Source organism: Mycolicibacterium boenickei (assembly GCF_010731295.1).
GTDB lineage: Bacteria > Actinomycetota > Actinomycetes > Mycobacteriales > Mycobacteriaceae > Mycobacterium > Mycobacterium boenickei.
In genome coordinates this window covers 2,344,816-2,366,980 of the sequence record NZ_AP022579.1, presented here as the reverse complement: position 1 = coordinate 2,366,980, position 22,165 = coordinate 2,344,816, and the positions used below count along the sequence as shown (strand labels likewise).

The following is a 22,165-nucleotide window of genomic DNA, read 5'->3' as shown; positions in this document are numbered from 1 at the left end:
TCACCGTCGCCGCTGTGTCGGTGAGGCAGGCCCGAGGGACCCGCGCGGCTACCCGGAAGTCGCGGCGGCCAGTGGCATCCTGAGCGGGTGATCGACGTCGTGGTGGCCGAGCCCGGCGAACTGAGCCCAGAGGTCCTGAGTTCGGCCGAGAAATTGGTCCGCGCGGCATTCGGCGACGCTTTCCGCGAGTACGACTGGCTTCACGGTGTCGACGGCGCACACGTGTTGGTCACCGAGGATCGCGAGTTGCTGGCGCATGCGGCTGTGGTGCCCCGCACGCTGCGTCACGCGGACAAGGTCTTCGACACCGGCTACGTCGAAGCTGTCGCTGTGCGCGGTGACCAGCAGGGCCGCGGCCTGGGCCGTCTGGTGATGGACCACACGGAATCGATCATCCGCACCGGACACGACATCGGCGCGCTCGACGCGGTGGAGAGCGCTGCCCAGTTCTATGCCGGCCGCGGCTGGCAACTCTGGATGGGCCCGACCCAGGCCGATACCCCTGACGGGGTCATCGACACGTACGACCCGGCCGACCGGATCTTCCTGCTCCCGACGGACGCCACGGCTCACGATTTCACGATGTCAGTGCCCCTGATCTGCGACTGGCGCGCGGGCGACCTCTGGTAGCCGGATTCTGGCCGGCTCCGCACCGTTCATACTGAGTGCCGCGCATTCCCGCGGATGCGCCATGCCGGAGCACGAAGGAGACCGATGGACGCCCAGCCGACCGACACCACGCCGGCTGCTCGCGCGCTGCGCTGGCGGGTCGTGGACATCGTCGTCGCCAGCGTCCTCGCGACCGCTGCCGGGTTGGTGTTCGTCGTGTGGAACATCGCGTCCAACCCGATCAGCGCACCGCTCAGCGCGCTGCTCCCCGGATTACAGGCGCTGCTCGCCGGTGGCTGGTTGTTCGCCGGTGTGCTCACCGCTCTGGTGATCCGCAAACCGGGCGCTGCCCTGTACGGCGAGCTCGTCGCCGCCACGGTGTCGGCACTGGTCGGCAACCAGTGGGGCGTGCTCACCCTCGAGTCAGGCCTGGTGCAGGGCATCGGCGCGGAACTGGTCTTCGCGGTGTTCCTGTACCGCCGTTGGGGATTGCCCGTCGCGCTGCTCGCGGGGGCTGTCGCGGGATTGGCGTTGGCCATCAATGACCTCATCCTGTGGTACCCCGGTTCGGCGAACACCTTCGCCGTGATCTACACCGTCTCGGCGATCGTCTCCGGCACGCTCGTGGCCGGCCTGCTGTCCTGGTTCGCGGTCCGAGGTCTGGCCAAGACCGGGGCGCTGAGCCGGTTCGCCTCGGGGCGGATCGGCCCAGACGCTCGATGAGTTCACCGCACGGCACCGGTGCCACCGTCACGGCGCACAACTGGGGTTGGAGCCACGCCGGTCGCGCCGCCTGGGCCGTGCGCGACCTCGAACTGCGGATCGAACCCGGCGAACGCGTGCTGCTCCTCGGTCCGTCCGGCGCCGGGAAATCGACTCTGCTGCACGGCATCGCCGGACTTCTCGGCGGGGCCGACGAGGGCCGACAGACCGGCAGCCTGCTGGTCGACGGGCGCCCGCCGAGTGAACAACGCCACCGGATCGGCATGGTGCTGCAGGATCCCGACTCCCAGGTGATCCTGTCCCGAGTCGGGGACGACGTCGCCTTCGGCATGGAGAACTTCGGCGTCGACCGCGAACAGATCTGGCCTCGCGTCCGCGCGGCATTAGACGCCGTCGGCCTGAATCTTGCTTTGTCCCAATCCACTTCGGAGCTGTCCGGCGGGCAGAAACAGCGCCTCGCACTGGCCGGGGTGATCGCCATGGATCCCGGCCTCATCCTGCTCGACGAACCCACGGCCAACCTCGACCCGGCCGGAGTCCTCGAAGTGCGGGATGCCGTGGCCGCATCGGTGGCGCGCACCGGTGCCACGCTCATCGTCATCGAGCACCGCACCGAGATGTGGCTGCCGGTCATCGACCGGGTGATCGTGCTGGGCGCCGACGGTGAAGTGGTCGCGGACGGAACCCCCGACCAGACCATCCGGCGCAACCATGACTACCTGGTCCGATCGGGCGTCTGGGTACCCGACACCCCGCTGCCCGAGATCGAGCGCCACCGTTATCGTGCAGCCGAATCACTGCTGCATGCAACAGATCTGGCGCTCGCGCACCCCGGCGATCCGCCGATGCACGTCGGGTTGAATTTCGAGATCACCCCAGGGCAGACCACGGTGATCACCGGCCCGAACGGGGCGGGCAAGTCGACCCTGGCCCTCACCATCGGCGGACTGCTGCCGGCGCCGTCCGGCCGGCTGGAGGCGGAAGCCGGCTTCGCCCCCTCCCCGTCGCGGCGCCAACCCATCAAGTGGCGGTCCAAGGAACTGCTCACCCGCATCGGCAGCGTGTTCCAGGATCCCGAGCACCAGTTCCTCACCGGCACGGTGCGCGACGAACTCGCGCTCGGCCCCAAGGCGATCAAGCTCGGCCACACCGAGATCAGCGCACGCACCGACGAACTCATGGAGCGACTGCGCCTGACCCAGCTCGCCGAAGTGAACCCCTACACGCTCTCCGGCGGAGAGAAGCGCCGCCTGTCGGTCGCCACCATGCTGGCCACCGCGCCCAAGGTGATCATTCTCGACGAGCCCACCTTCGGGCAGGACCGCCGCACCTGGGAAGAACTGACCCGGCTGCTGGCCGAGATCGCCGACGCCGGAACGGCCGTCGTCGCCGCGACTCACGATCTCGACTTCGCCGCCCTGCTCGCCGACGGCAGGATCGAGCTGCCGGACTGGGAGCCCACCACGGAGGCCGGGCCCACCCCGGGAACGACGGCATGATCAATCCGGTCGCACGACTGCTCACCGCCCTGATCATCGCGGCGGCGCTGGTGCTCTCGGTGGACTGGGTGTCGGCACTGACCGCGCTGGTCGGTGAGATCGTGCTGTTCGCCGCCATCGGGGTGAAGCTGCGCGCGGCGCTGATCCGGGGCGCCGTGGTCCTCGTCGCGGCCGCACTCACGGCCGTGACCATCCTGCTCTACGGGCAGACCACCGGGACCGTGTACTGGCACTTCTTCCTCGTCACGATCAGCGACGGGTCCATCGCGCTGGCGCTGGCCACCTTTCTTCGCGTGCTGGCCATCGCGCTGCCCTCGGTCATTCTGTTCATCGATGTCGAATCCACCGAGCTGGCAGACGGTTTGGGTCAGGTGTTGCGGCTGCCTGCCCGGTTCGTGATCGGAGCACTGGCCGGGCTGCGGATGGTCGGGCTGCTCGGGCAGGACTGGCAGTACCTCGGTTATGCCCGGCGGGCCCGCGGCGTGGCCGATCACGCCAGGGTGCGACGGATCGCAGGGCAGGCGTTCGCCCTGCTGGTGTTCGCCGTGCGACGCGGATCGAAGCTGGCCACCGCGATGGAAGCGCGCGGCTTCGGCGCCTACCCGGACCGGACCTGGGCCCGCCCATCTCCGTTCGGAGCGCGCGAATTCGCCTTGATCGCCGCGGGAATCGCCATCGCGGCGACCGCGATCGCGGTGTCGGTAGCGTGCGGAACATGGAACTTCATTGGCACTCGATGACATCCTGCGCCGCCTCGGCGCGGCGGCCACGACAGTCCTGATCGACGGCCGGTCCGGGTCGGGCAAGTCCACGCTGGCCGTCGAACTGCACAACGCGTGGGCCGGCAGTGTCGTCGTCCGGCTCGATGACATCTACCCGGGCTGGGACGGATTACTCTGGGCGGCCGATCATGTGCGGCACTCGCTGCTGGAGCCGCGGGCCGCCGGGAACACCGGACGCTGGCGGGAATGGGATTGGGCGACAGACGGACCCGCCGGCTGGCACACCGTCGAACCCGGACAACGACTCATCGTCGAGGGCATCGGCGCGCTCACCCCCGCCACCCGGGCTCTTGCGGACCTCGGTATCTGGGTGGACGCCGACGACGCCGAGCGCAAGCGCCGGGCACTGGAACGCGACGGCGATACCTACCGGCCGCACTGGGACCGATGGGCCGCCCAGGAGGAGGAATACATCATCCGGTTCCAGCCGAGGGTGTGCGCCGACCTGATCGCGCAGCCCACCACACGCGGATTCGAATTCACCGCGCGCGGTTGATCTCAGCGCAGCCCCGCCAGAACCCGTTGCCGCATAGTCGGTTTCGGTGCCGCCGCGGCGACCGCGACCATCTCGTCGACCGAGGTGAACTTGTCGCGCGGCCGGTCCTCGCCACCACGGGCGATCTCGGCGGCGTCGATCGCCTGCCACCCGGCGGCGTCGACCATCGCGGGCTGGCGGGTCCGCACCAGCTTCTCCAGCGCGGCGGCCTTGTGCACCGGATCGGTGAGGACACCGGCGTTGTAATCGTCGACCAGCTGGTGCACGGTCTGCGCCGCGCATGACTTGTTGGTGCCGATGAAACCGGTGGGCCCGCGCTTGATCCAGCCCGCCACGTAGGCACCCACCGCGTCACGGACGCGCCCGGCGTCGTTGGGCACGACGGCCGCGTCGTCGTCGAACGGCAGATCGGCAATTGCCTTGCCGCGGTAACCGATCGAGGTAAGCACCAGCCCGGCGTCGAGCGTGCGCACCTCGTCTGTCCCGGTGACACCGAACTCGATGCCACTCACGCGATCCTCACCGAGGACGCGCTGCGGGGTCAGCCGGTAGGCCAGCCGGATCCGCGGCCGGGTCAGCGGTGCGGAGGCGTTGCCGAGCTTGGCCAGGATCTCCAGCTTGTTACGTGTCAACGGGTCCGTCTCGCGGGCCAGATCCGCCGCCACCAACTGGTGATCGGCCTCGTCGAGCACGACGTCACAGCCGGCGGTCAGACCGATCAGCTCAGGCAGGGTGAAGGCCGACTCCGCGGGACCGCGGCGGGCCGCGATCACCACCTCGGAAACCTTCGAGGTACGCAGGGCCGCGAGCGCATGATCGGAGATGTCGGTGCGGGCCAACACATCCGGATCGGTGGTGAGGATCCGGGCCACGTCGAATGCGACGTTGCCGTTGCCCACGATGACCACCCGCTCGTGGCTCAGGTCCACGGGCAGATCGGTGAACTCGGGATGCCCGTTGATCCACGCCACCATCTCGGTGGCCGTCCCGGTGCCGGCCAGGTCCATACCGTCGATGGCGAGGCGACGATCGTTGGGCGCACCCACCGCGTACAGCACGGCGTGATGGTGCTCCAGCAGGTCGGCATGCGACAGGTGCTGGCCCACCTCGACGTTGAGGAAGAACTTGAACCCCGGTTGCTTGCCGATGACGTCGAACAGTCGCGTCACCCGCTTGGTGCTCTGGTGGTCCGGCGCGACGCCGGCGCGCACCAGCCCGTAGGGGGTAGGCAGCTTCTCGAAGACGTTGACCCGCACGCCCCGCTGCGTCAGCAACTCGTCGGCCGCGTACATGGCCGCCGGGCCGGAACCCACGATCGCCACCGTCAGCGGCGTGCCCCCGCGCGCCTCCACCTTCGGCGCCGCGATGACCGGCGCCAGCTTGGACGTCGGCGGCAGCTTGCCTTCGCGCTTCGGGTAGAAGGCCGCGTTGAGCTCGATGAACGGCAGCTGCTTCTCCGTCAGCCGGGTATCGGCCTCGATCGCGCCGACCGGGCACGCGCTGACGCACGCGCCACAGTCCACACAGGCATCGGGATCGATGTAGAGCATCTCGGCCGTCGCGAAGCCCGGCTCATCCGGTGACGGATGGATGCAGTTCACCGGGCACGCGTAGACACAGGACCCGTCGCTACAACACGACTGGGTGATCACATGGGGCATAACTAACCTTCGACCCTCCGGGGCGAGCTTTAGGCGACGGAGACCAGGTGCTCGCGCTGCGGCTCGCTACGGTAGCGGCTCGGCGGCCCGTCGATCTTGCAGATCCGCCACATCAGCTTGGCGATCGGGTTCATCAGGCCGGTGTCGTGGCACAGCATCCGGACGTCGCCGAACATGTCCCGCAGCATCTTGCGCGACTCGGGCGAACCGAAGAACAGCTCCTTGCGCACCGAACGCGGGATGTCGAATTCCTTCCAGAACGCACGCGGCGGCACGATGATGGCCGAACACAGGATGCGCATGGTCAGCGGCACGAACAGCGACAGGATCCAGCGCTGCCGGCGACGCAGGTTCGGCACCCGCTTGTGCAGGTACTGGTGCGCGAACGAGATGTGCCGCGCCTCCTCGGCGACGTGGATCGCCATGACCCGTTCCATGATCGGGTGCAGGGCCTTGCCCTCGCGCAGCACGTTCTTCTGCGTGTGGTCGATGGGCTCCTCGCCGGCGAGGACGCCGAAGAAGAACGGAATCGGCAGCGGGCCTGCGGCCAGCGGGATGAGCGGCTGCAGCCACTTGAGCAGCCGCGGCATGCCCGGCACATCCATGCCGATCCGGTTCACCATCTCCTGGAACATCAGGGTGTGGTTGCACTCCTCAACGGATTCGTGCAGGCAGTACCGGTATTCCGGCGAGCCGTTGGGCACCCAGAACGAGTACTCCATCAGGCCGCGGATGAGGATGTTCTCGAAGTGCAGGCCGACCTTGGCGACGTTGGCCTGGCGCCACATGCCGATCTGGATCTGCCGCTCGACCGGCTGGGCCTGATACCACGCGTGCCCACCCATCGGGTCGGTCGCAGGCAGGATCCAGCGCGGATCGTTCGGGGTCACCGCGAACTCCGGCGAATCCCACTCGATGTCCTTGTACGGGTTGAAGTTGCGCCGCACCGACCCCTCGGACAGCGTGGAGAGCATCTCGACGTACTGGGTGTCGTCGCTGACGTCCATGTTCTTGCGCCAACGCCTGACCATCTTGGTCCGAGCCATGTTGCAGACCTCTCTATACTCGTCTGAGGTTTACATCTACCCACTTGTTGTACAAACGGTACCGCAGGTATCGAGTAAAAGTCCATGCCTGATTCCATAAGTTTGCCGACAGGTAGCCGCCCGTGGTCAATCTGAAGACCGAAGCCCAGGTAGAGGCGATGGCCGCAGCCGGCGCTGTGGTGGCCGACACATTACGTGCGCTTGCTGCCGAGGCCGCCGCAGGCCTCACCACCACCGATTTGGACCGGATCGCGGCTGAGATCCTGGCCGCCAACGGCGCCACGTCGCCATTCCTCGACTACCACCCGCGCTGGGCGCCCAGGCCGTTCCCCGCAGTGCTGTGCGTGAGCGTCAACGACGCCGTGGTGCACGGCATCCCCGACGACACCGTCCTGGCCGACGGCGACCTGGTGTCGGTGGATTTCGGAGCGATCCTGAACGGCTGGTGCGGCGATGCCGCCCGCAGCTTCGTGATCGGCACACCGCGGCCGGCCGACGCCGCGTTGATCGAGGCCACGGATGCGGCGCTGGCCGCCGGGATCGCCGCGGTGCGGCCCGGCAACACGTTGGGCGACATCGGTCACGCGATCGCGTCGGTGGCCGCCGAGGCCGGGTACGGCCTGCTCGCCAACCACGGCGGGCACGGCATCGGCCGGACCATGCACGAAGCACCGCACGTCCCCAACTCGGGACGGCCCGGGGAGGGCATGGCCCTGCGGCCCGGCCTGGTGATCGCGATCGAACCGATGCTGATCGCCGACGGCAGCACGGGCTATGTCCACGACCCCGACGGGTGGACGCTGCGCAGCGCCACCGGAGCCCGCGCCGCACACAGCGAGCACACTGTGGCCGTCACCACTGCCGGCGCCCGAATTTTGACGCTGTAGCGGCCGACTTTAGGCTGGTCCCATGGCTGAACTGATCATCCCCGCCGACTTGTTGCCCCGCGACGGCCGTTTCGGATGTGGCCCCTCCAAGGTCCGCCCCGAGCAACTGACCGCGCTGGCCGCTGCCGGGGATCTGTTCGGCACGTCCCACCGGCAGGCGCCGATCAAGAATCTCGTCGGTCGCGTCCGCGACGGGCTGCGCGAGCTGTTCTCGGTTCCCGACGGCTACGAGGTGATCCTCGGCAACGGCGGCTCGACCGCTTTCTGGGACGCCGCGGCCTTCGGTCTGATCGACAAGAAATCGCTGCACCTGACCTATGGCGAGTTCAGCGCCAAGTTCGCCTCGTGCGTGGCGAAGAACCCCTTCATCGGCGACCCGATCATCGTCAAGACCGACCCGGGCACCGCGCCGGAGCCGCAGTCCGACCCGTCGGTGGACGTCGTCGCCTGGGCGCACAACGAAACCTCTACCGGTGTCGCGGTGCCGGTGCAGCGTCCGGCCGGCGATGCGCTGGTACTCATCGACGCCACCTCTGCCGCCGGCGGCCTGCCCGTCGACATCGCCGATACCGACGCGTATTACTTTGCGCCGCAGAAGAATTTCGCCGGTGACGGCGGCCTGTGGCTGGCCATCGTCAGCCCCGCGGCGCTGGCCCGGATCGAGGCGATCGGCGCATCCGACCGCTGGGTGCCGGACTTCCTGTCGCTGCCCATCGCGGTGGAGAACAGCCTCAAGAACCAGACCTACAACACCCCGGCCATCGCCACGCTGATCCTGCTCGCCGAGCAGCTCGACTGGCTCAACGGCAACGGCGGACTGGACTGGGCGGTCAAGCGCACCGCCGACTCTTCGCAGCGGCTGTACTCGTGGGCCGAGGCAGCGAGCTTCGCCACTCCGTTCGTCACCGATCCGGCGCTGCGCTCGCAGGTGGTCGGCACCATCGACTTCAGCGATTCGGTGGACGCGGCCGCGGTCGCCAAGGTGCTGCGGGCCAACGGGGTCGTGGACACCGAGCCGTACCGCAAGCTGGGCCGTAACCAGTTGCGGATCGGCATGTTCCCGGCCGTGGAGCCCGACGATGTGAGCGCCCTGACCAGCTGCGTCGACTGGGTCGTCGAAAACCTCTGAGTCGGCCCCTCTCCCGCCAGCGTGTCAGCCCGGTAACGGGCGGATAACGCAGTAGGGTTCGCGCAGGAGGTTTGGTCGGTATGCGAGAACTCAGAGTCGTTGGTTTGAACGTAGACGGCAGACGCATCATCTGTGAATCCGACGACTCCGCCAAGGACATGTTCAGCTTGCGTGTCGATGACCGGCTCCGCGCAGCGATGCGTGGTGACAAGGTCGCCTCGAATCAGACCGAGAGCGATGTAGAGGTGCAGAACGTGCTGCGACCCAAGGAGATTCAGGCAAAGATTCGCGCCGGAGCGTCGGTCGAGCAATTGGCCGAGGCCGCCGGGGTGCCTGTCGAGCGGGTCGAGCGGTTCGCCCATCCGGTGCTGCTGGAACGCGCCCGTGCGGCCGAACTGGCCACCGCGGCGCATCCGGTGCTGGCCGACGGACCGGCGGTGCTGACGCTGCTGGAGACCGTCACCCAGGCCCTGGTGGCGCGCGGCCTCGACCCCGATTCCATCGCCTGGGATGCCTGGCGCAACGAGGACAGCCGCTGGACCGTGCAGCTGGCATGGAAGGCCGGCCGGTCGGACAACGTCGCACACTTCCGGTACAGCCCGGGAGCTCACGGCGGCACCGTGGCCGCCTCGGATGACGCGGCCCGTCAGCTGATCAACCCCGATTTCGGTCGCCCGCTGCGCCCCGTCGCCGCAGTGCCGCACCTGTTCGACCACCACGACACCCACGAGGTCCAGGAAACGCCTGCCGCGGTGCCCGATCAGTTCAGCCGACCGGCCGAGCCGGAACCCGCGCCCGCTCCCCCGGCACCCAAGCGCAGCCGCAAGGCACGCCCGGCGGTGCCGGCCTGGGAGGACGTGCTGCTGGGCGTGCGGTCGTCCGGCACCCAGCCCTAGTCGCTTTCGAGCGATTTGTGCACGGTTTTCCGCGGTAGCCGCCGAAAATCGTGCACAAGACACAGTTAACCGAAGTGTGGCGAACGCGACCTCCAGCACGTGCACAAGTTAGTTATAGTAGCTAATAACTAGCCTTGCTATGCATTTGGAGGGGTCATGCCACGCACCGAGAACGACACCTGGGACCTGGCCACGGGCGTTGGCGCCACCGCGACCGGCGTCGCCGCCTCCCGCGCCCTGGCCTCCAACGCCACCGACCCGCTGATCTCCGACCCGTACGCCCGGCCGCTGGTCGACGCAGTCGGGGTGGACTACTACGTCCGCCTGGCCCAGGGTGACCTGGTTGCCGACGGCGCCGCCGAGCCGCTCGATCCGCAGGTGATCGCCGACGGCATGGCCATCCGCACCCGCTACTTCGACGATTTCTTCCTGACCGCTGTCCAAGCCGGCATCCGCCAGGCCGTCATCCTGGCCTCCGGGCTGGATGCCCGCGCTTACCGGCTGCCCTGGCCCGCCGGGATGACCGTATTCGAACTGGATCAGCCGGCCGTCATCGAGTTCAAAGGCCGGGCACTCGCGGATCTTGGCGCCGCCCCGGCCGCGGAGTTGCACGCCATCGGCATCGACCTGCGCCACGACTGGCCCGCCGCGCTGCGCGCACGTGGCTTCGACCCGCAAGCGCCGACCGCGTGGATCGCCGAGGGCCTGCTCGGCTACCTGCCGCCGGAGGCACAGGACCGGTTGTTCGACAACATCACCGCACTGAGCGCACCGGGCAGCCGGCTCGCCACCGACTGGATGGCCGGGCACTCCGAGCTGGCCGAGAAGCGGATCCGGACGCTCACCGAGCACCAGCGCGAACAGGGCCTGGAGCTGGACGACCTGTCAGACCTGATCTTCGAAGGCGACCGCAACGCCGTGGCGGACTACCTGACCGCTACCGGCTGGCAACCCGAAACCACGACGGCCGAAAAGATGTTCGCGGTCCACGGAAGGCCCTTCCGCCGCGACGAGGCCGTCGCCGGGCTGCTCGACGCCAACTACACCGCGGCAGAGCTGGTGGCCTGAGCCGCGGGGAGGTCAGGCCTGGGTCAACCCGATCGCGAGGAGCACCAGCCAGCCGCCGGCCACGCCGACGCCCGAGCCCAGCACGAACCAGCGCCACACCGGCCGCTGCCGCCAGCCCCACACCGTGGGGGCCAGGCCACCGACGGCCACCATGTTCAGCCCGATCGCCAGCAGCGGGTGTACCCGCAGCAGCCCGACGCCGAGCACCACGATCGCCGCGCCGAGCACCGCGGCCACGAACGCGGCCACCGTCAGGCCCGTACCCCACGGCGTCGAATCGTCGGTCACGGAGTCAATCTAACGCGACATCAGCTCCCGAGCCTGGCACGTTCGTAGAAGGCCAGCGCCGCGGCGGTGGCGACGTTGAGCGAATCGGTGCCACGTGACATCGGGATGCGCACCCGCACGTCGCTGGCCCGCATGGTGTGCTCGGTCAGGCCCGGCCCCTCCGCGCCGACCAGGATCGCCACCCGGTCGCCCTCGAGCTGCGACATGGCCTCGGACAGCGTCGCGGCAGCCGGATCGGGCGTCATCGCCAGCAGCCGAAACCCGTTGTCCCGCAACAGACCAAGATCACCGGGCCACGATGCGGCGCGGGCGAACGGCACCAGAAGGGCATGCCCCATCGACACCCGCACGGCCCGCCGGTACAGCGGATCGGCACATCCCGCGCCGAACACCACCGCGTCGACGGAAAGCCCGGCGGCGTTGCGGAAGATCGACCCGAGATTCTCGTGATCGTTGACGCCTTCGAGCACCGCCACTGTGCGCGCGCCGGAGATCACCTCGGCCACCGACAACTCCGGTGCCCGCGAAGCCGACGCCAGCACGCCCCGGTTGAGGTGGAACCCGACCGCGGCGGCCATCACGTCGGCGCTGGTCCGGTAGAACGGCACATCCACGCCCTCGAGGTCGGCGGCCAGTTCGGTCAGGCGCCTGTCGGTGCCCAGCAGCGCCCGCGGCACGAAGCGGGAGGCCAGCATGCGCTGAGCCACCAGGACGCCCTCGGCGATCACCAGTCCCTTGCCGCTGGGCAGATCGGGCCGACGGTCCACGCTGTTGAGATCGCGGAAGTCGTCCAACCGGGAATCGGCCGGGTCCTCGATATCGATTACCTGCAGCAGACTCACGCGCCTTCGAAAACCATCGCCGACATCAGATCGGTCGCAGTGACCAGGGTCTGCCGTTCATCGGGATCCAACCGGGACAGCTGCGCCTTGAGCCACTCCTGGCTCGCCTTGCGCTCGGCCTCGACCAGGGTCATCCCGGCCGGCGAGGCCGACACCACGACCTGGCGACCGTCCACCGGATGAGCCGCGCGAGCCACCAGCCCCAGCTCGGCCAGGGAGGCGATCACCCGGGTCATCGACGGCGGGCGCACCCGCTCACGCACGGCCAGGGCACCCGGCGTCATCGCACCCTCCTTCGCCAGGGTGGCCAGTGCCGAGAACTGGGTCAGGGAAACGGGGGATTCCGCACGCCGCGTACGTAATTGACGTGCCAGACGGACTACGGCCAGAGCCAGATCGTTCGCGAGACGCGCCTCCGGATCCTTCACATCGGAAATAGTACTGAGGCCGAGGGAGTAAAGGGCTAAAACCAAGACCAATGAATCCCCATCCCATCCGATACGTTGGTCACCGATGACCGAGGACACCAACGACGCGCCGGAGCCCCAGCCCCCGGCCCTGCCCGCCGCGCTGCTGGAACCGTGGCCGGTGATCGTCGTGATCGCCACCGGCTGGCTGATCGCCACCATCGTGGCCTTCACCGTCAGCGGTCTGCAACACTGGCGGCCGTTCACACTCGCCGGACTGGCAATCGGCGTTCTCGGCACGACCATCTTTCTGATCCAGCGCCGTGCCGTGCGCCGCGGATCCCGCGGCGCACAAAGCGGATTGACCTGAGGAGACACCATGGCCGCACCCCTGCTGCAAGCCACCATCGACATCGACGCACCGGTCGAAAAGGTGTGGGGGCTGATCTCTGACCTGAGCCGGATGCCGCAGTGGAGCCCGCAGTGCAGGTACATGAAGACCCTCGGCCCACTGCGTCCTGGAACCCGCACCTTCAATCTGAACCGACGCAAGTTCGTGTTCTGGCCCACCACGTCACGCCTCACCGAGGTCGTCGACAACAAGCGGCTGGCGTTTCTGGTGGAGGGCAACAACACCATCTGGAGCTACGAACTGGAACCGACCGACACCGGCACCCGGGTGACCGAATCCCGGCACGCCGAGAACGGCACCACGGCGGTGTCCAACGCTCTGGTCGGCGCGTTGTTCGGCGGAGTGCCCAGCTTCGAGGACGAACTGGTCGACGGCATGAAGGCATCGCTCGCGCGGATCAAGGCAGCCGCCGAGAACTGAGCCCGCACCGGCGCTGAATTCGTTGGCGCTCAGACTGTTTGCCATCAAAAGTATCTGTGACCTGTATCGATTCGGGTAGCTGACTACTCTAGGCGGCGCCTTCGTCCGGTCCGAGGATGACAGCCATGGTCAAACTCGGTGAGCATGCATTGGTTCTCGGCGGGAGTATCAGCGGCCTGTTCGCCGCCAGGGTGCTCTCTGACTTCTACGACACCGTCACGGTCGTCGAACGCGACGAACTGTCCGATGACCCGGTCCATCGCCGGGGTGTTCCGCAGGGCCGGCACGTGCACGCCCTGTTGGCGCAGGGAGCTCGGACGACCCGGGAGCTCTTTCCCGGGGTGCTCGACGACGTGGTGGCCGAGGGCGCCCCGGTCTGGGACGACGGCGAACTGTCGCGGTTCCACATCTGCTACGGCGGGCACCTCATGCTGCGGTCCGGCAAGGCGCCGGGCACCCCGGCCGACTACCAGGAGATGGCGCTCTACCAGCCGAGCAGGCCGTTGCTGGAATGCCACATCCGGCGCCGGCTGGCAGCCATCGACAACGTCACGATCCTCGGCGGCCAGGACGTGGCCGAACTGACCGCCACGGCGGATCGGGAACGGATCACCGGCGCGCGCGTCGTCGACCGCGCCACCGGGGCCGAACGGGAGCTGACCGCCGACCTCACCATGGACGCCAGGGGCCGCGCCGCACACACGCCGGCCTGCCTCGAACAGCTCGGCTACGGACGCCCGGTCGAGGACCGCATCGTCATGCACACCACCTACGTCAGCCAGGCCATGCGGATCCCGCCGGGTGCGCTCGAGGAGATGCTCGTCATCATCAGCCCCGTGCCCGGCCGGCCGACCGGGATGTTCCTGTTCAACTACGAGAACGACGTGTCGATCTTCACCGCCCACGGAATGCTGGGGCACGAGCCGCCGCGGGATCTGGCCGGGATGATCTCGTACGTCGAGGAATTCGCGCCTCCGCATCTGGTCGCTGCGCTGCGGGCGGGCGAGCCCGTCGCGCCGGTCGTCCAGCATCGGTTGCCGTGCAGCCAATGGCGGCGCTACGACAAGATGCGGCGATTCCCCGCCGGCCTGCTGGTCTGCGGCGACGCGATGTGCAGCTTCAATCCCATCTACGGACAGGGAATGTCGGTGGCCGCGATGGACGCGGTGGCGCTGCGTGAGAGTTTGCGCCGCGGCTCGGCGGACCTGCCCCGGCGGTACTTCCGCGCGGCGGCCAAATCAATCGGCTTGGCATGGGGCCTGGCCGCCGGATCTGATCTGGCCTTTCCCGAAGTGGAAGGACACCGCACCCGATCGATGCGGCTGACCGGCCGCTACGTCGAGCGGATCCTGGCCGCCTGCGAGACCGACGCCGACGTGCACGCGCAGTTCTTCAGGGTCACCGGGTTGGTCGACCCGCCGGCCCGGCTCTTCCATCCGACGTTCGTCTACCGAGTGGCCCGAGCCAATCACCGTCGCCGCCAACGTGGTTCGCAGCCGCGGCAAGAACCATTCGCCGCCCCTGAACTGGCGCGGCGTGATGGGATGCCTACATGACGATCGTCCTGGTGCACGGCAATCCGGAGACCGACGCGATCTGGGGGCCGCTCGTCGATGCTCTCGGTCGCGACGACGTGACGCGGCTGTCGCCGCCGGGCTTCGGCGCCCCGCTCCCCGACGGATTTCCGGCCACCTACCTCGCCTACCGGGACTGGCTCGAAGCGGAACTCGAAACCATCGCCGAACCCGTCGACCTGCTCGGTCACGACTGGGGCGGCGGCCACGTGATGAACCTCGTGATGCATCGCCCCGAACTCGTGCGCAGCTGGGCCAGCGACGTGGTCGGATTGTTCGATCCGGACTACACCTGGCACGACCTCGCCCAGGTGTGGCAGACGCCCGACGAGGGAGAGCAGTTGGTGGAGACCATGCTGGGCGGGTCGGTGGCAGACCGGGCCGCCCAGATGGCCGCGCTGGACATACCCCTCGACGTCGCGACATCCATCGCCTCGGCCCAGGGGCCGGACATGGGCCGGGCGATCCTGGCCCTCTATCGCTCGGCGCGGCAGCCCGCGATGGCCGAAGCCGGGCGCGGTTTGGATCGCGCGCAGGCGCGGCCCGGACTCTCGCTGCTGGCTACCGAGGATCCCTACATCGGTTCCGCCGAGATCCGGCAGCGCGCCGCCGAACGGGCCGGTGCCCGTACCGAAGTGCTCGAAGGACTCGGGCACTGGTGGATGGTTCAGGACCCCGAACGCGCCGCGGAAGTGCTCACCCGTTTCTGGGACAGCGTCGGCTAACGGCCGATCCCGTCACTCGGCGGTGTCGAGCACGCCGTCGTCGTACGGCTCGTACATCGGAGACCCGGTGCCCGGAGGCTGCGGCGTGTCCGAATGGGCCCCGCAGCCGTACTCGGCCTCGACCACATGCCCGTCGGCCGACAAGTCGTTGGCGCACACCCCGAACATCGCGCCCAGCGCGCCGCCGAGCGGCAGATAGAACCCACAATCGCGACAGACCCGGCGCGTCGAGCGGGCCATCGCCGAACCGGGCCCGTACTCGCCGTCGTGCCAGCGCTGCGCCGCCTGCGCCCGGCCCCACTCACTGAGCACCTGGCGCCGGCCGAGGCCGAGGCCGAGCGGCGCGTCGTCGATCAGCGGATCCCCGGTGGCCACGTACCCCGGAACCAGACGAGGATCGTTGGGCGGCGGGGCCAGCAGGTCGCCCGGCCCGAGATCGCCCGGACGGATCCGGTCCTGCCACGGCACCCACTGCGGTGCCAGCAGCGCTGTCGGACCCGGAACGAGGACCAGCTCGCTGATGGTCGCGTGATCGGCGCCCGGGTAGGCCGCCACCACGACAGCCCACTGCCAGCCGCGGTAACCAGGCAGGTCAGCGAGGAATCGGTGCGTGGCCGAGGCGGCATCTTCGATGCTCACGCCCAGGTATTCGCCGACGGCGCCCTCGCCGCTGAACTCGATCAGCGCCGCGCGCGCCTGCTCGGCGGCACCCGAAAGCAACGCCTCCTGTTCCGGCGACGGTGCCGCCGGGCCGGTCTCCCGGTCGGATTCGCAGGCCTGCTCAGCTGGTTCGGTCACGCTTTCCATCGCCTCCATAGTGCCTGATCGGGGCGACCCCGGGCCACACCGGTCGCCTGTCGGCCGCCGGCACCCCGGATAAGAGAGAATCAGGGGGTGACCTACTACCCGCCGCGGCCGCCGGCCGACCACGGCGCGGAACATCCCGGAATGGCCAACTATCCCAGCGATGAGACGCCGCGCCGGCCACGCAGGCACTCGGTGCCCAGCTCCAACCGCTGGCTGCCGCCGCTCGACGAGCAGCACACCGCCGCGCACTCCACGCCCGACGACGCGGCACAGCCCCGCGGGGTCGGGTCGGCCGCGGGCGAGCGGGTCACCGTCACCCGGGCAGCCGCCGCGCGCAGCCGCGAAATGGGTTCCCGGATGTACGGTTTCGTACATCGTGCGGCCACCGCCGACGGCGCCGACAAGTCCGGGCTGACGGCGCTGACCTGGCCGGTGGTGGCGAACTTCGCGGTCGATGCGGCCATGGCCGTGGCCCTGGCCAACACGCTGTTCTTCGCCGCGGCCAGCGGGGAATCCAAGAGCAAGGTCGCGCTCTACCTGCTGATCACCATCGCCCCGTTCGCGGTGATCGCCCCGCTGATCGGGCCCGCACTCGACCGCCTGCAGCACGGCCGCCGCATGGCCCTTGCCGCGTCGTTCGCGTTGCGCACCGTGCTGATCATCGTGCTGATCGCCAATTACGACGGCGCCACCGGGAGCTACCCCTCCTGGGTGCTCTATCCGTGCGCGCTCGGAATGATGGTGCTGTCCAAATCCTTCTCCGTGCTGCGCAGTGCGGTGACCCCGCGCGTGCTGCCCCCGTCGATCGACCTGGTCCGGGTGAACTCGCGGCTGACCACCTTCGGCCTACTCGGCGGCACGGTGGTCGGCGGCGGCATCGCCGCAGGCGCCGAGTACCTGTTCAACGTGGCCGAGTTGCCCGGCGCGCTCTACGTGGTGGCAGCCGTCAGCGTCGCAGGCGCGGTGCTGTCCATGCGGATCCCGAAGTGGGTCGAGGTCACCGAGGGCGAGGTGCCCACGACGCTGAGCTACCACGGTCAATCGGACGGCCATGGTGAGCTGCGCCGACACCCTGGTAAGCCCAAGGCCGAGCGTCAGCCGTTGGGCCGCAACACCATCACCGCGCTGTGGGGCAACTGCACCATCAAGGTGATGGTCGGGTTCCTGTTCCTCTACCCGGCGTTCGTCGCCAAATCCCACGAGGCCAGCGGCTGGGAACAGCTGCTCATCCTGGGCTTGATCGGGGCCGCGGCCGGGATCGGCAACTTCGGCGGCAACATCGCCGCCGCGCGGCTCAAGCTCGGCCACCCCGCGCAACTGGTGGTGCGGGCCGCCGCCGCGGTCACCGCCGTCGCCCTGGCCACCGCGCTGACCGGAAACCTTCTGGTCGCCGCCGGCGCGACCCTCGTCACCTCGGCCGCCAGCGCCATCGCGAAGGCGTCATTGGACGCGTCCCTGCAGGACGACCTGCCGGAGGCCTCGCGGGCCTCGGCGTTCGGCCGGTCGGAATCGGTGCTGCAACTGGCCTGGGTGGCCGGCGGCGCCACCGGGGTGCTGATCTATACAGACCTCACAGTCGGGTTCACTACCATCACGGCGGTGCTGATACTGGGCCTGGCGCAGACCATCGTGAGCTACCGCGGCGAATCATTGATTCCCGGCCTGGGCGGTAACCGCCCGGTCCACGCCGCACCCGAAGGCGGCAGTCATTCCGCCGCAGCCCCGACGACAGCACAGTGGGAGTCCCGATGAAACGCGCTCTGGCGGCCCTGGCCGCCGTGGTCGTGCTGGCGATCGCCGGCACCACGGCCGGGGTCTGGCGACTGCACAGTTCACACGGCGACCAGCTGCCGGAGATCAGTGCGTACTCGCACGGGCACGCGGTGCGGGTCGGGCCGTTCCAGTACTGCGAGGTACTCAACCTCGACGACTGCAAGGAACCGCGGGATGCCGGCGAGCTGCGTGTCACCAAGGAGAGCCCGGTCCAGCTCTCGGTGCCCAGTTCGGTCGCCCGGGCGCCGTGGCGGCTGTTGCGGGTGTACGAGAACCCGATCGACACGACGGTCACGTACTACGCGCCCAAGACGACGCTGGCCGTCACCATCCCGACGGTCGATCCCAACCGGGGCCGGCTCACCGGGCTGGCGGTCCAGATGCTGACCCTGGTGCAGGACCAGAACGGCGAGGAGTTCGCCCTGCCGCACGCCGAGTGGTCGGTCAGCACGGTCTGGCCGGACCGACAGCCGGCCGACGCGCGCTAACCCGCCGAGTGCCCGGCCGGTACCCGCTCCCCCTCAGGTGTCGGCCCCGGCGGAGTGCCGTCACCGAAAGGCCTGCCGCCCAACGATTCCCGACCGTGCGGCGTCAGCCAGTTGGCCAGGTCCGGCCCCTTGGGCACGATCTGTGTCGGATTGATGTCCGAATGCACGATGTAGTAGTGCTGCTTGATCTGGACGAAGTCGATGGTGTCACCGAAGCCCGGCGTCTGGAACAGGTCCCGCGCGTACGCCCAGAGCACGTCCATCTCGGCGAGCTTGGCCCGGTTGCACTTGAAATGACCGTGATAGACCGGGTCGAACCGGGCCAGCGTGGTGAACAGTCGCACGTCGGCCTCGGTGATGGTGTCGCCCACCAGGTAACGCTGGGTGCTCAGCCGGTCGGTCAGCCAGTCCAGCGCGGTGAACAACCGGTCATACGCGGCGTCGTAAGCCTCCTGTGAGCCGGCGAAACCGCACCGGTAGACGCCGTTGTTGACCTCGGTGTAGATGCGCTTGGCCACGGTGTCGATCTCGTCGCGCAACGGCTCGGGGTACAGCTGCGGGGCCCCCTCGCGTTGGTACGCCGTCCACTCGGTGGAGAAGTCCAGCGTCATCTGGGCGAAGTCGTTGGTCACCACCGCGCCCGTGGCGACCTCGACGATCGCGGGCACGGTGATGCCCTTCGGGTAGGACGGGTCCCGCTTGAAGTACGCATCCTGCAACCGCGGGATCTTGAGCTCCGGGTCGAGGCCGTCGGGGTCGAGGTCGAACGTCCAGCTGCGCGCGTCGTGGGTCGGTCCGCAAAAGCCAATGGACAGAACACTTTCCAGGCCAAGCAGCCGCCGCACGATGATGGTGCGGTTGGCCCACGGGCAGGCTCGCGCGACGATCAGCCGGTACCGACCCGGTTCCACGGGATAGCCGTCACGGCCATCGGCCGTGATCCTGGTGGTGATGTAGTTGGTGTCGCGGTTGAACTCACCGCTGCCGGTCGCGACGTAGGAGCCCTGGGTCATGAGCCCAGCATGCCCGTCGAGAGTTGGCTTGTGTTCGAGAAATCAACACATCCTCGAACACAAGCCGACGTTCGGCGCACGGGTACTAGGCGTCGAGCTCCTGCGCGACGGCCTTGACCACCTCGGACACCCGGCGCGCGACCTTGCGGTCGGGGTAGCGGCCCTTGCGCAGCTCGGGCTGCACGATGTCCTCGAGCAGCGTGATCATGTCCGAGACCATGCCGTGCAGCTCGTCGGGAGTGTGCTTGTGCTCGGGACGCTCGGCCTCGCGCCGGGCCCGGCTCAGGCTCGGCGGCGGGTCGATGAGCTTGAGGCTCAACGCCTGCGGGCCACGACGGCCTGCGGCGACGCCGAACTCGACACGTTGACCGGCCTTGAGGCCTTCGACACCCGCGGGCAACGCCGAGGACCGCACATAGACGTCCTCACCGTCCTCCTGGGACACAAAGCCGAAGCCCTTTTCGGCGTCGTACCACTTCACCTTGCCGGTCGGCACTGCACTCACCCGCTCGTCTTGTCAGAACTACATACACACATAAAGTTCGCGTCCCGTCAGCGCCGGGACGCGATGGAGCGATCTTACTCGGCCCTCCCCCGGTGCTTCACCCCTATTACTCGGTAGGCTTGAAACCACCTCTGGAAGAGAGATGCGCCGGTAATGCGAGTGATTCTGAACATCATCTGGTTGATCTTCGGCGGCCTGTGGCTGGCGCTGGGATACCTGCTGGCCGCCCTGATCTGCTTCGTGCTGATCATCACGATCCCGTTCGGGTTCGCCTCGCTGCGCATCGCCTCCTATGCCCTGTGGCCGTTCGGCCGCACCATCGTCGACAAGCCAGGGACCCGGCCCGGTGCGCTGGTCGGCAACATCATCTGGATCATCCTGTTCGGCTGGTGGCTGGCGCTCGGCCATCTGGTGAGCGCGGTGGCCATGGCCGTCACGATCATCGGAATCCCGTTGGCGCTGGCCGATCTCAAGATGATCCCGGTCTCGCTGGTGCCACTGGGCAAGGACATCGTCCCGGTCGACTCGCTGAAGGCCGCGGTATGACCCTGACCCCGCTCGGGCTGCCTTCGATACACCGCCCCGCCCCGCCTCTCGGCCCAGCGCCGACGACGGGGCCGCTGGTCGACACCTACGGCCGTGCCGCCACCGACCTGCGGGTCTCGCTGACCGACAAGTGCAATTTGCGCTGCACCTACTGCATGCCGGCCGAGGGGCTGGACTGGTTGCCCGGCGAGGCGCTGCTGAGCGCCGAGGAACTGAGCCGGCTGTTGCGCATCGCCGTCACCCGGCTCGGCATCACCAGCGTGCGGTTCACCGGTGGCGAACCGTTGGTGACCCGCCATCTGGAGGATGTGGTGGCCGCCGCGGCAGCGCTGCAGCCACGGCCGGAGATCACCCTGACCACCAACGGCATCGGGCTGGCCCGGCGCGCAGCCGGCCTCAAGCAGGCCGGGCTGAACCGGATCAACGTGTCGCTGGACAGCGTCGATGCCACCCACTTCGCCCGCATCACCCGCCGGGACCGGCTGGCCGACGTGCTCGACGGCCTGGCGGCCGCCAAGGCGGCCGGGCTGGAGCCGGTGAAGGTCAACGCGGTGCTCGATCCCATCTCGGGTCTCGACGACGTGGTGAACCTGCTCGGCTACTGCCTGGATCACGGATATCAGCTGCGGATCATCGAGCAGATGCCACTGGACGCCGGGCACACCTGGCAGCGCGGCACCGTGATCGACGCCGAGGCCATCCTGACCACCCTGGGCCGCCACTTCGACCTGCGGCCCGATCCGAAGCCGCGCGGCTCCGCGCCGGCCGAGCTGTGGCAGGTCTCCGCGAGCACCGACCACCCGGCAGGCACCGTCGGGGTGATCGCCTCGGTGTCGCACGCCTTCTGCTCGGCCTGTGACCGCACCAGGCTGACCGCCGACGGCCAGGTCCGCAGCTGCCTGTTCTCCACGGAGGAGAGCGATCTGCGCGGGCTGCTGCGCGGGGGCGCCGACGACGACGCCATCGAAGCAGCCTGGCGGACGGCGATGTGGGCCAAGCCCGCCGGGCACGGCATCAACGACCCGGACTTCGTGCAACCCGTGCGCCCGATGAGCGCGATCGGCGGCTAGATGACCGAGCACACCGTGGCCGTGACGGTCCGTTATTTCGCCGCTGCAGCCGCCGCGGCCGGAGTTGATACGGAAACGTTAGATTTAGCAAAGGATTCCACGATCGCGACGCTCGTCGAGCATCTCAGCGGTCGCGACGCCGAGCTCGCGCGAGTGCTAAAGCGCTGCTCATACCTGTCGGACGGGATGGCGGTCCGCGATATGGACAAGCCGGTATCAACGCATCAGACCATCGATGTGTTACCGCCCTTCGCCGGCGGCTAACGTGATTTGCATCACATAACGAAATGGTCACGAGCTGGCTACGGCGCGGTGGAGCGCCGCACCCACCTGCGACAACGCGAAAATAACCTGCACCTTTAAACAACTTTTAGAGTTTGCTCAGGGGCAAAACGCCCGAGGCCGCTAAAGGTGACGGGATTGCGGGCAGCAGTTACCGTTCATTCCCAAGTCAACGGACCCTAATCAGTTGACCTACCCCATACCGAAGCGCCGAGCT

26 protein-coding genes are annotated in these 22,165 nt (G+C 68.4%); 18 read left to right on the top strand and 8 right to left on the bottom strand.

Annotation, left to right across the window (positions count from 1 at the left end):
• The first annotated feature begins 87 nt into the window (after positions 1-87).
• The 5 genes from G6N57_RS11235 (at position 88) to G6N57_RS11215 (ending at position 4,109) form a co-directional block, all read left to right on the top strand.
• Entirely contained in the window at positions 88-630 is a 543-nt protein-coding gene (locus tag G6N57_RS11235) for a GNAT family N-acetyltransferase (RefSeq protein ID WP_077740479.1), read from the top strand.
• 84 nt (positions 631-714) lie between these two features.
• Positions 715-1,332 (top strand): ECF transporter S component, encoded by a 618-nt coding sequence (locus G6N57_RS11230; RefSeq protein WP_077740478.1) that lies wholly within the window; start codon positions 715-717, stop codon positions 1,330-1,332.
• A complete protein-coding gene (locus G6N57_RS11225; RefSeq protein ID WP_077740477.1) occupies positions 1,329-2,831 on the top strand; it encodes an ABC transporter ATP-binding protein in 1,503 nt (500 codons plus the stop codon). The genes G6N57_RS11230 and G6N57_RS11225 overlap by 4 nt, the downstream gene beginning before the upstream one ends.
• Positions 2,828-3,571, top strand: a complete 744-nt coding sequence (locus G6N57_RS11220) for an energy-coupling factor transporter transmembrane component T family protein (protein ID WP_077740476.1) — start codon at positions 2,828-2,830, stop codon at positions 3,569-3,571. Before G6N57_RS11225 ends, G6N57_RS11220 begins: the two co-directional genes overlap by 4 nt.
• Entirely contained in the window at positions 3,558-4,109 is a 552-nt protein-coding gene (locus G6N57_RS11215) for an AAA family ATPase (protein WP_077740474.1), read from the top strand. The genes G6N57_RS11220 and G6N57_RS11215 overlap by 14 nt, the downstream gene beginning before the upstream one ends.
• Positions 4,110-4,111: 2 nt before the next feature.
• On the opposite strand, the gene G6N57_RS11210 is transcribed toward G6N57_RS11215, so the two are convergent.
• Positions 4,112-5,770 carry a 4Fe-4S binding protein gene (locus tag G6N57_RS11210; protein WP_077740473.1) on the bottom strand — a complete coding sequence of 553 codons (1,659 nt, stop codon included), beginning with the start codon at positions 5,768-5,770 and terminating at the stop codon, positions 4,112-4,114.
• A gap of 29 nt (positions 5,771-5,799) precedes the next feature.
• Entirely contained in the window at positions 5,800-6,816 is a 1,017-nt protein-coding gene (locus tag G6N57_RS11205) for an AurF N-oxygenase family protein (RefSeq protein ID WP_077740472.1), read from the bottom strand.
• 122 nt (positions 6,817-6,938) lie between these two features.
• Here G6N57_RS11205 and map point away from each other — a divergent pair, with 122 nt between their 5' ends.
• The 4 genes from map to G6N57_RS11185 all read left to right on the top strand — a co-directional run bounded on the left by map (position 6,939) and on the right by G6N57_RS11185 (position 10,796).
• Positions 6,939-7,703 carry a type I methionyl aminopeptidase gene (map, locus tag G6N57_RS11200; protein WP_077740470.1) on the top strand — a complete coding sequence of 255 codons (765 nt, stop codon included), beginning with the start codon at positions 6,939-6,941 and terminating at the stop codon, positions 7,701-7,703.
• 22 nt (positions 7,704-7,725) lie between these two features.
• Complete coding sequence (gene serC, locus G6N57_RS11195) at positions 7,726-8,832, top strand: phosphoserine transaminase (RefSeq protein ID WP_077740469.1); 1,107 nt, start codon at positions 7,726-7,728, stop codon at positions 8,830-8,832.
• Between the two features lie 80 nt (positions 8,833-8,912).
• Positions 8,913-9,728 (top strand): septation protein SepH, encoded by an 816-nt coding sequence (gene sepH, locus G6N57_RS11190; protein WP_077740467.1) that lies wholly within the window; start codon positions 8,913-8,915, stop codon positions 9,726-9,728.
• A gap of 156 nt (positions 9,729-9,884) precedes the next feature.
• Positions 9,885-10,796, top strand: coding sequence for a class I SAM-dependent methyltransferase (locus tag G6N57_RS11185; RefSeq protein ID WP_077740466.1), 912 nt, complete (start codon positions 9,885-9,887; stop codon positions 10,794-10,796).
• Between the two features lie 12 nt (positions 10,797-10,808).
• On the opposite strand, the gene G6N57_RS11180 is transcribed toward G6N57_RS11185, so the two are convergent.
• Genes G6N57_RS11180 through G6N57_RS11170 form a run of 3 tightly spaced genes read right to left on the bottom strand, consistent with a single transcriptional unit; the run spans position 10,809 to position 12,354 of the window.
• Positions 10,809-11,084 carry a DUF2537 domain-containing protein gene (locus G6N57_RS11180; protein ID WP_077740465.1) on the bottom strand — a complete coding sequence of 92 codons (276 nt, stop codon included), beginning with the start codon at positions 11,082-11,084 and terminating at the stop codon, positions 10,809-10,811.
• A gap of 20 nt (positions 11,085-11,104) precedes the next feature.
• Positions 11,105-11,926: a TrmH family RNA methyltransferase gene (locus G6N57_RS11175; protein WP_077740464.1), complete on the bottom strand. Its 822-nt coding sequence runs from the start codon at positions 11,924-11,926 to the stop codon at positions 11,105-11,107.
• On the bottom strand, positions 11,923-12,354 hold the full coding sequence (locus tag G6N57_RS11170) for an Rv0880 family HTH-type transcriptional regulator (protein WP_077740462.1): 432 nt from the start codon (positions 12,352-12,354) through the stop codon (positions 11,923-11,925). The genes G6N57_RS11175 and G6N57_RS11170 overlap by 4 nt, the downstream gene beginning before the upstream one ends.
• A gap of 85 nt (positions 12,355-12,439) precedes the next feature.
• Here G6N57_RS11170 and G6N57_RS11165 point away from each other — a divergent pair, with 85 nt between their 5' ends.
• From G6N57_RS11165 to G6N57_RS11150, 4 genes are all read left to right on the top strand, one after another.
• On the top strand, positions 12,440-12,703 hold the full coding sequence (locus tag G6N57_RS11165) for a DUF2530 domain-containing protein (protein ID WP_077740461.1): 264 nt from the start codon (positions 12,440-12,442) through the stop codon (positions 12,701-12,703).
• 9 nt (positions 12,704-12,712) lie between these two features.
• Positions 12,713-13,165, top strand: a complete 453-nt coding sequence (locus G6N57_RS11160) for an SRPBCC family protein (RefSeq protein WP_077740460.1) — start codon at positions 12,713-12,715, stop codon at positions 13,163-13,165.
• A 116-nt stretch (positions 13,166-13,281) separates the two neighbouring features.
• Positions 13,282-14,721, top strand: coding sequence for an FAD-dependent oxidoreductase (locus tag G6N57_RS11155; RefSeq protein WP_234815756.1), 1,440 nt, complete (start codon positions 13,282-13,284; stop codon positions 14,719-14,721).
• On the top strand, positions 14,718-15,464 hold the full coding sequence (locus G6N57_RS11150) for an alpha/beta fold hydrolase (protein ID WP_077740457.1): 747 nt from the start codon (positions 14,718-14,720) through the stop codon (positions 15,462-15,464). The genes G6N57_RS11155 and G6N57_RS11150 overlap by 4 nt, the downstream gene beginning before the upstream one ends.
• A gap of 12 nt (positions 15,465-15,476) precedes the next feature.
• On the opposite strand, the gene G6N57_RS11145 is transcribed toward G6N57_RS11150, so the two are convergent.
• Complete coding sequence (locus G6N57_RS11145; RefSeq protein ID WP_077741894.1) at positions 15,477-16,271, bottom strand: DUF3027 domain-containing protein; 795 nt, start codon at positions 16,269-16,271, stop codon at positions 15,477-15,479.
• Positions 16,272-16,412: 141 nt separating this feature from the next.
• Between G6N57_RS11145 and G6N57_RS11140 the strand changes: the two genes are divergently transcribed.
• Positions 16,413-18,023 (top strand): MFS transporter, encoded by a 1,611-nt coding sequence (locus G6N57_RS11140; RefSeq protein ID WP_234815765.1) that lies wholly within the window; start codon positions 16,413-16,415, stop codon positions 18,021-18,023.
• Entirely contained in the window at positions 18,020-18,532 is a 513-nt protein-coding gene (locus G6N57_RS11135; RefSeq protein ID WP_077740456.1) for a DUF2771 domain-containing protein, read from the top strand. Before G6N57_RS11140 ends, G6N57_RS11135 begins: the two co-directional genes overlap by 4 nt.
• Here the strand turns inward: G6N57_RS11135 and G6N57_RS11130 are convergent.
• Positions 18,529-19,545, bottom strand: a complete 1,017-nt coding sequence (locus G6N57_RS11130; RefSeq protein ID WP_077740454.1) for a glutathione S-transferase family protein — start codon at positions 19,543-19,545, stop codon at positions 18,529-18,531. The two genes, G6N57_RS11135 and G6N57_RS11130, sit on opposite strands and share 4 nt — an antisense overlap.
• Positions 19,546-19,630: 85 nt before the next feature.
• Entirely contained in the window at positions 19,631-20,041 is a 411-nt protein-coding gene (locus G6N57_RS11125) for a cold-shock protein (RefSeq protein WP_003884584.1), read from the bottom strand.
• A gap of 162 nt (positions 20,042-20,203) precedes the next feature.
• On the opposite strand from G6N57_RS11125, the gene G6N57_RS11120 reads away from it, so the two are divergent.
• Genes G6N57_RS11120 through G6N57_RS11110 form a run of 3 tightly spaced genes read left to right on the top strand, consistent with a single transcriptional unit; the run spans position 20,204 to position 21,930 of the window.
• A complete protein-coding gene (locus G6N57_RS11120; RefSeq protein ID WP_065460009.1) occupies positions 20,204-20,596 on the top strand; it encodes a YccF domain-containing protein in 393 nt (130 codons plus the stop codon).
• On the top strand, positions 20,593-21,666 hold the full coding sequence (moaA, locus tag G6N57_RS11115) for a GTP 3',8-cyclase MoaA (protein WP_097926208.1): 1,074 nt from the start codon (positions 20,593-20,595) through the stop codon (positions 21,664-21,666). The genes G6N57_RS11120 and moaA overlap by 4 nt, the downstream gene beginning before the upstream one ends.
• The gene (locus G6N57_RS11110) at positions 21,667-21,930 is read left to right on the top strand and encodes a MoaD/ThiS family protein (RefSeq protein WP_077740452.1); all 264 of its coding nucleotides are present in this window, start codon (positions 21,667-21,669) and stop codon (positions 21,928-21,930) included.
• The last annotated feature ends 235 nt before the right edge of the window (positions 21,931-22,165 follow it).

Excerpts from the sequence above, each read along its gene's own strand:
- G6N57_RS11230 (WP_077740478.1), top strand. The coding sequence starts at position 715 with ATGGACGCCCAGCCGACCGACACCACGCCGGCTGCTCGCGCGCTGCGC.
- G6N57_RS11225 (WP_077740477.1), top strand. The coding sequence starts at position 1,329 with ATGAGTTCACCGCACGGCACCGGTGCCACCGTCACGGCGCACAACTGG.
- G6N57_RS11220 (WP_077740476.1), top strand. The coding sequence starts at position 2,828 with ATGATCAATCCGGTCGCACGACTGCTCACCGCCCTGATCATCGCGGCG.
- G6N57_RS11210 (WP_077740473.1), bottom strand. The coding sequence starts at position 5,770 with ATGCCCCATGTGATCACCCAGTCGTGTTGTAGCGACGGGTCCTGTGTC.
- G6N57_RS11205 (WP_077740472.1), bottom strand. The coding sequence starts at position 6,816 with ATGGCTCGGACCAAGATGGTCAGGCGTTGGCGCAAGAACATGGACGTC.
- serC (WP_077740469.1), top strand. The coding sequence starts at position 7,726 with ATGGCTGAACTGATCATCCCCGCCGACTTGTTGCCCCGCGACGGCCGT.
- sepH (WP_077740467.1), top strand. The coding sequence starts at position 8,913 with ATGCGAGAACTCAGAGTCGTTGGTTTGAACGTAGACGGCAGACGCATC.
- G6N57_RS11185 (WP_077740466.1), top strand. The coding sequence starts at position 9,885 with ATGCCACGCACCGAGAACGACACCTGGGACCTGGCCACGGGCGTTGGC.
- G6N57_RS11165 (WP_077740461.1), top strand. The coding sequence starts at position 12,440 with ATGACCGAGGACACCAACGACGCGCCGGAGCCCCAGCCCCCGGCCCTG.
- G6N57_RS11160 (WP_077740460.1), top strand. The coding sequence starts at position 12,713 with ATGGCCGCACCCCTGCTGCAAGCCACCATCGACATCGACGCACCGGTC.
- G6N57_RS11155 (WP_234815756.1), top strand. The coding sequence starts at position 13,282 with ATGACAGCCATGGTCAAACTCGGTGAGCATGCATTGGTTCTCGGCGGG.
- G6N57_RS11150 (WP_077740457.1), top strand. The coding sequence starts at position 14,718 with ATGACGATCGTCCTGGTGCACGGCAATCCGGAGACCGACGCGATCTGG.
- G6N57_RS11145 (WP_077741894.1), bottom strand. The coding sequence starts at position 16,271 with ATGGAAAGCGTGACCGAACCAGCTGAGCAGGCCTGCGAATCCGACCGG.
- G6N57_RS11140 (WP_234815765.1), top strand. The coding sequence starts at position 16,413 with ATGGCCAACTATCCCAGCGATGAGACGCCGCGCCGGCCACGCAGGCAC.
- G6N57_RS11135 (WP_077740456.1), top strand. The coding sequence starts at position 18,020 with ATGAAACGCGCTCTGGCGGCCCTGGCCGCCGTGGTCGTGCTGGCGATC.
- G6N57_RS11130 (WP_077740454.1), bottom strand. The coding sequence starts at position 19,545 with ATGACCCAGGGCTCCTACGTCGCGACCGGCAGCGGTGAGTTCAACCGC.
- G6N57_RS11120 (WP_065460009.1), top strand. The coding sequence starts at position 20,204 with ATGCGAGTGATTCTGAACATCATCTGGTTGATCTTCGGCGGCCTGTGG.
- moaA (WP_097926208.1), top strand. The coding sequence starts at position 20,593 with ATGACCCTGACCCCGCTCGGGCTGCCTTCGATACACCGCCCCGCCCCG.
- G6N57_RS11110 (WP_077740452.1), top strand. The coding sequence starts at position 21,667 with ATGACCGAGCACACCGTGGCCGTGACGGTCCGTTATTTCGCCGCTGCA.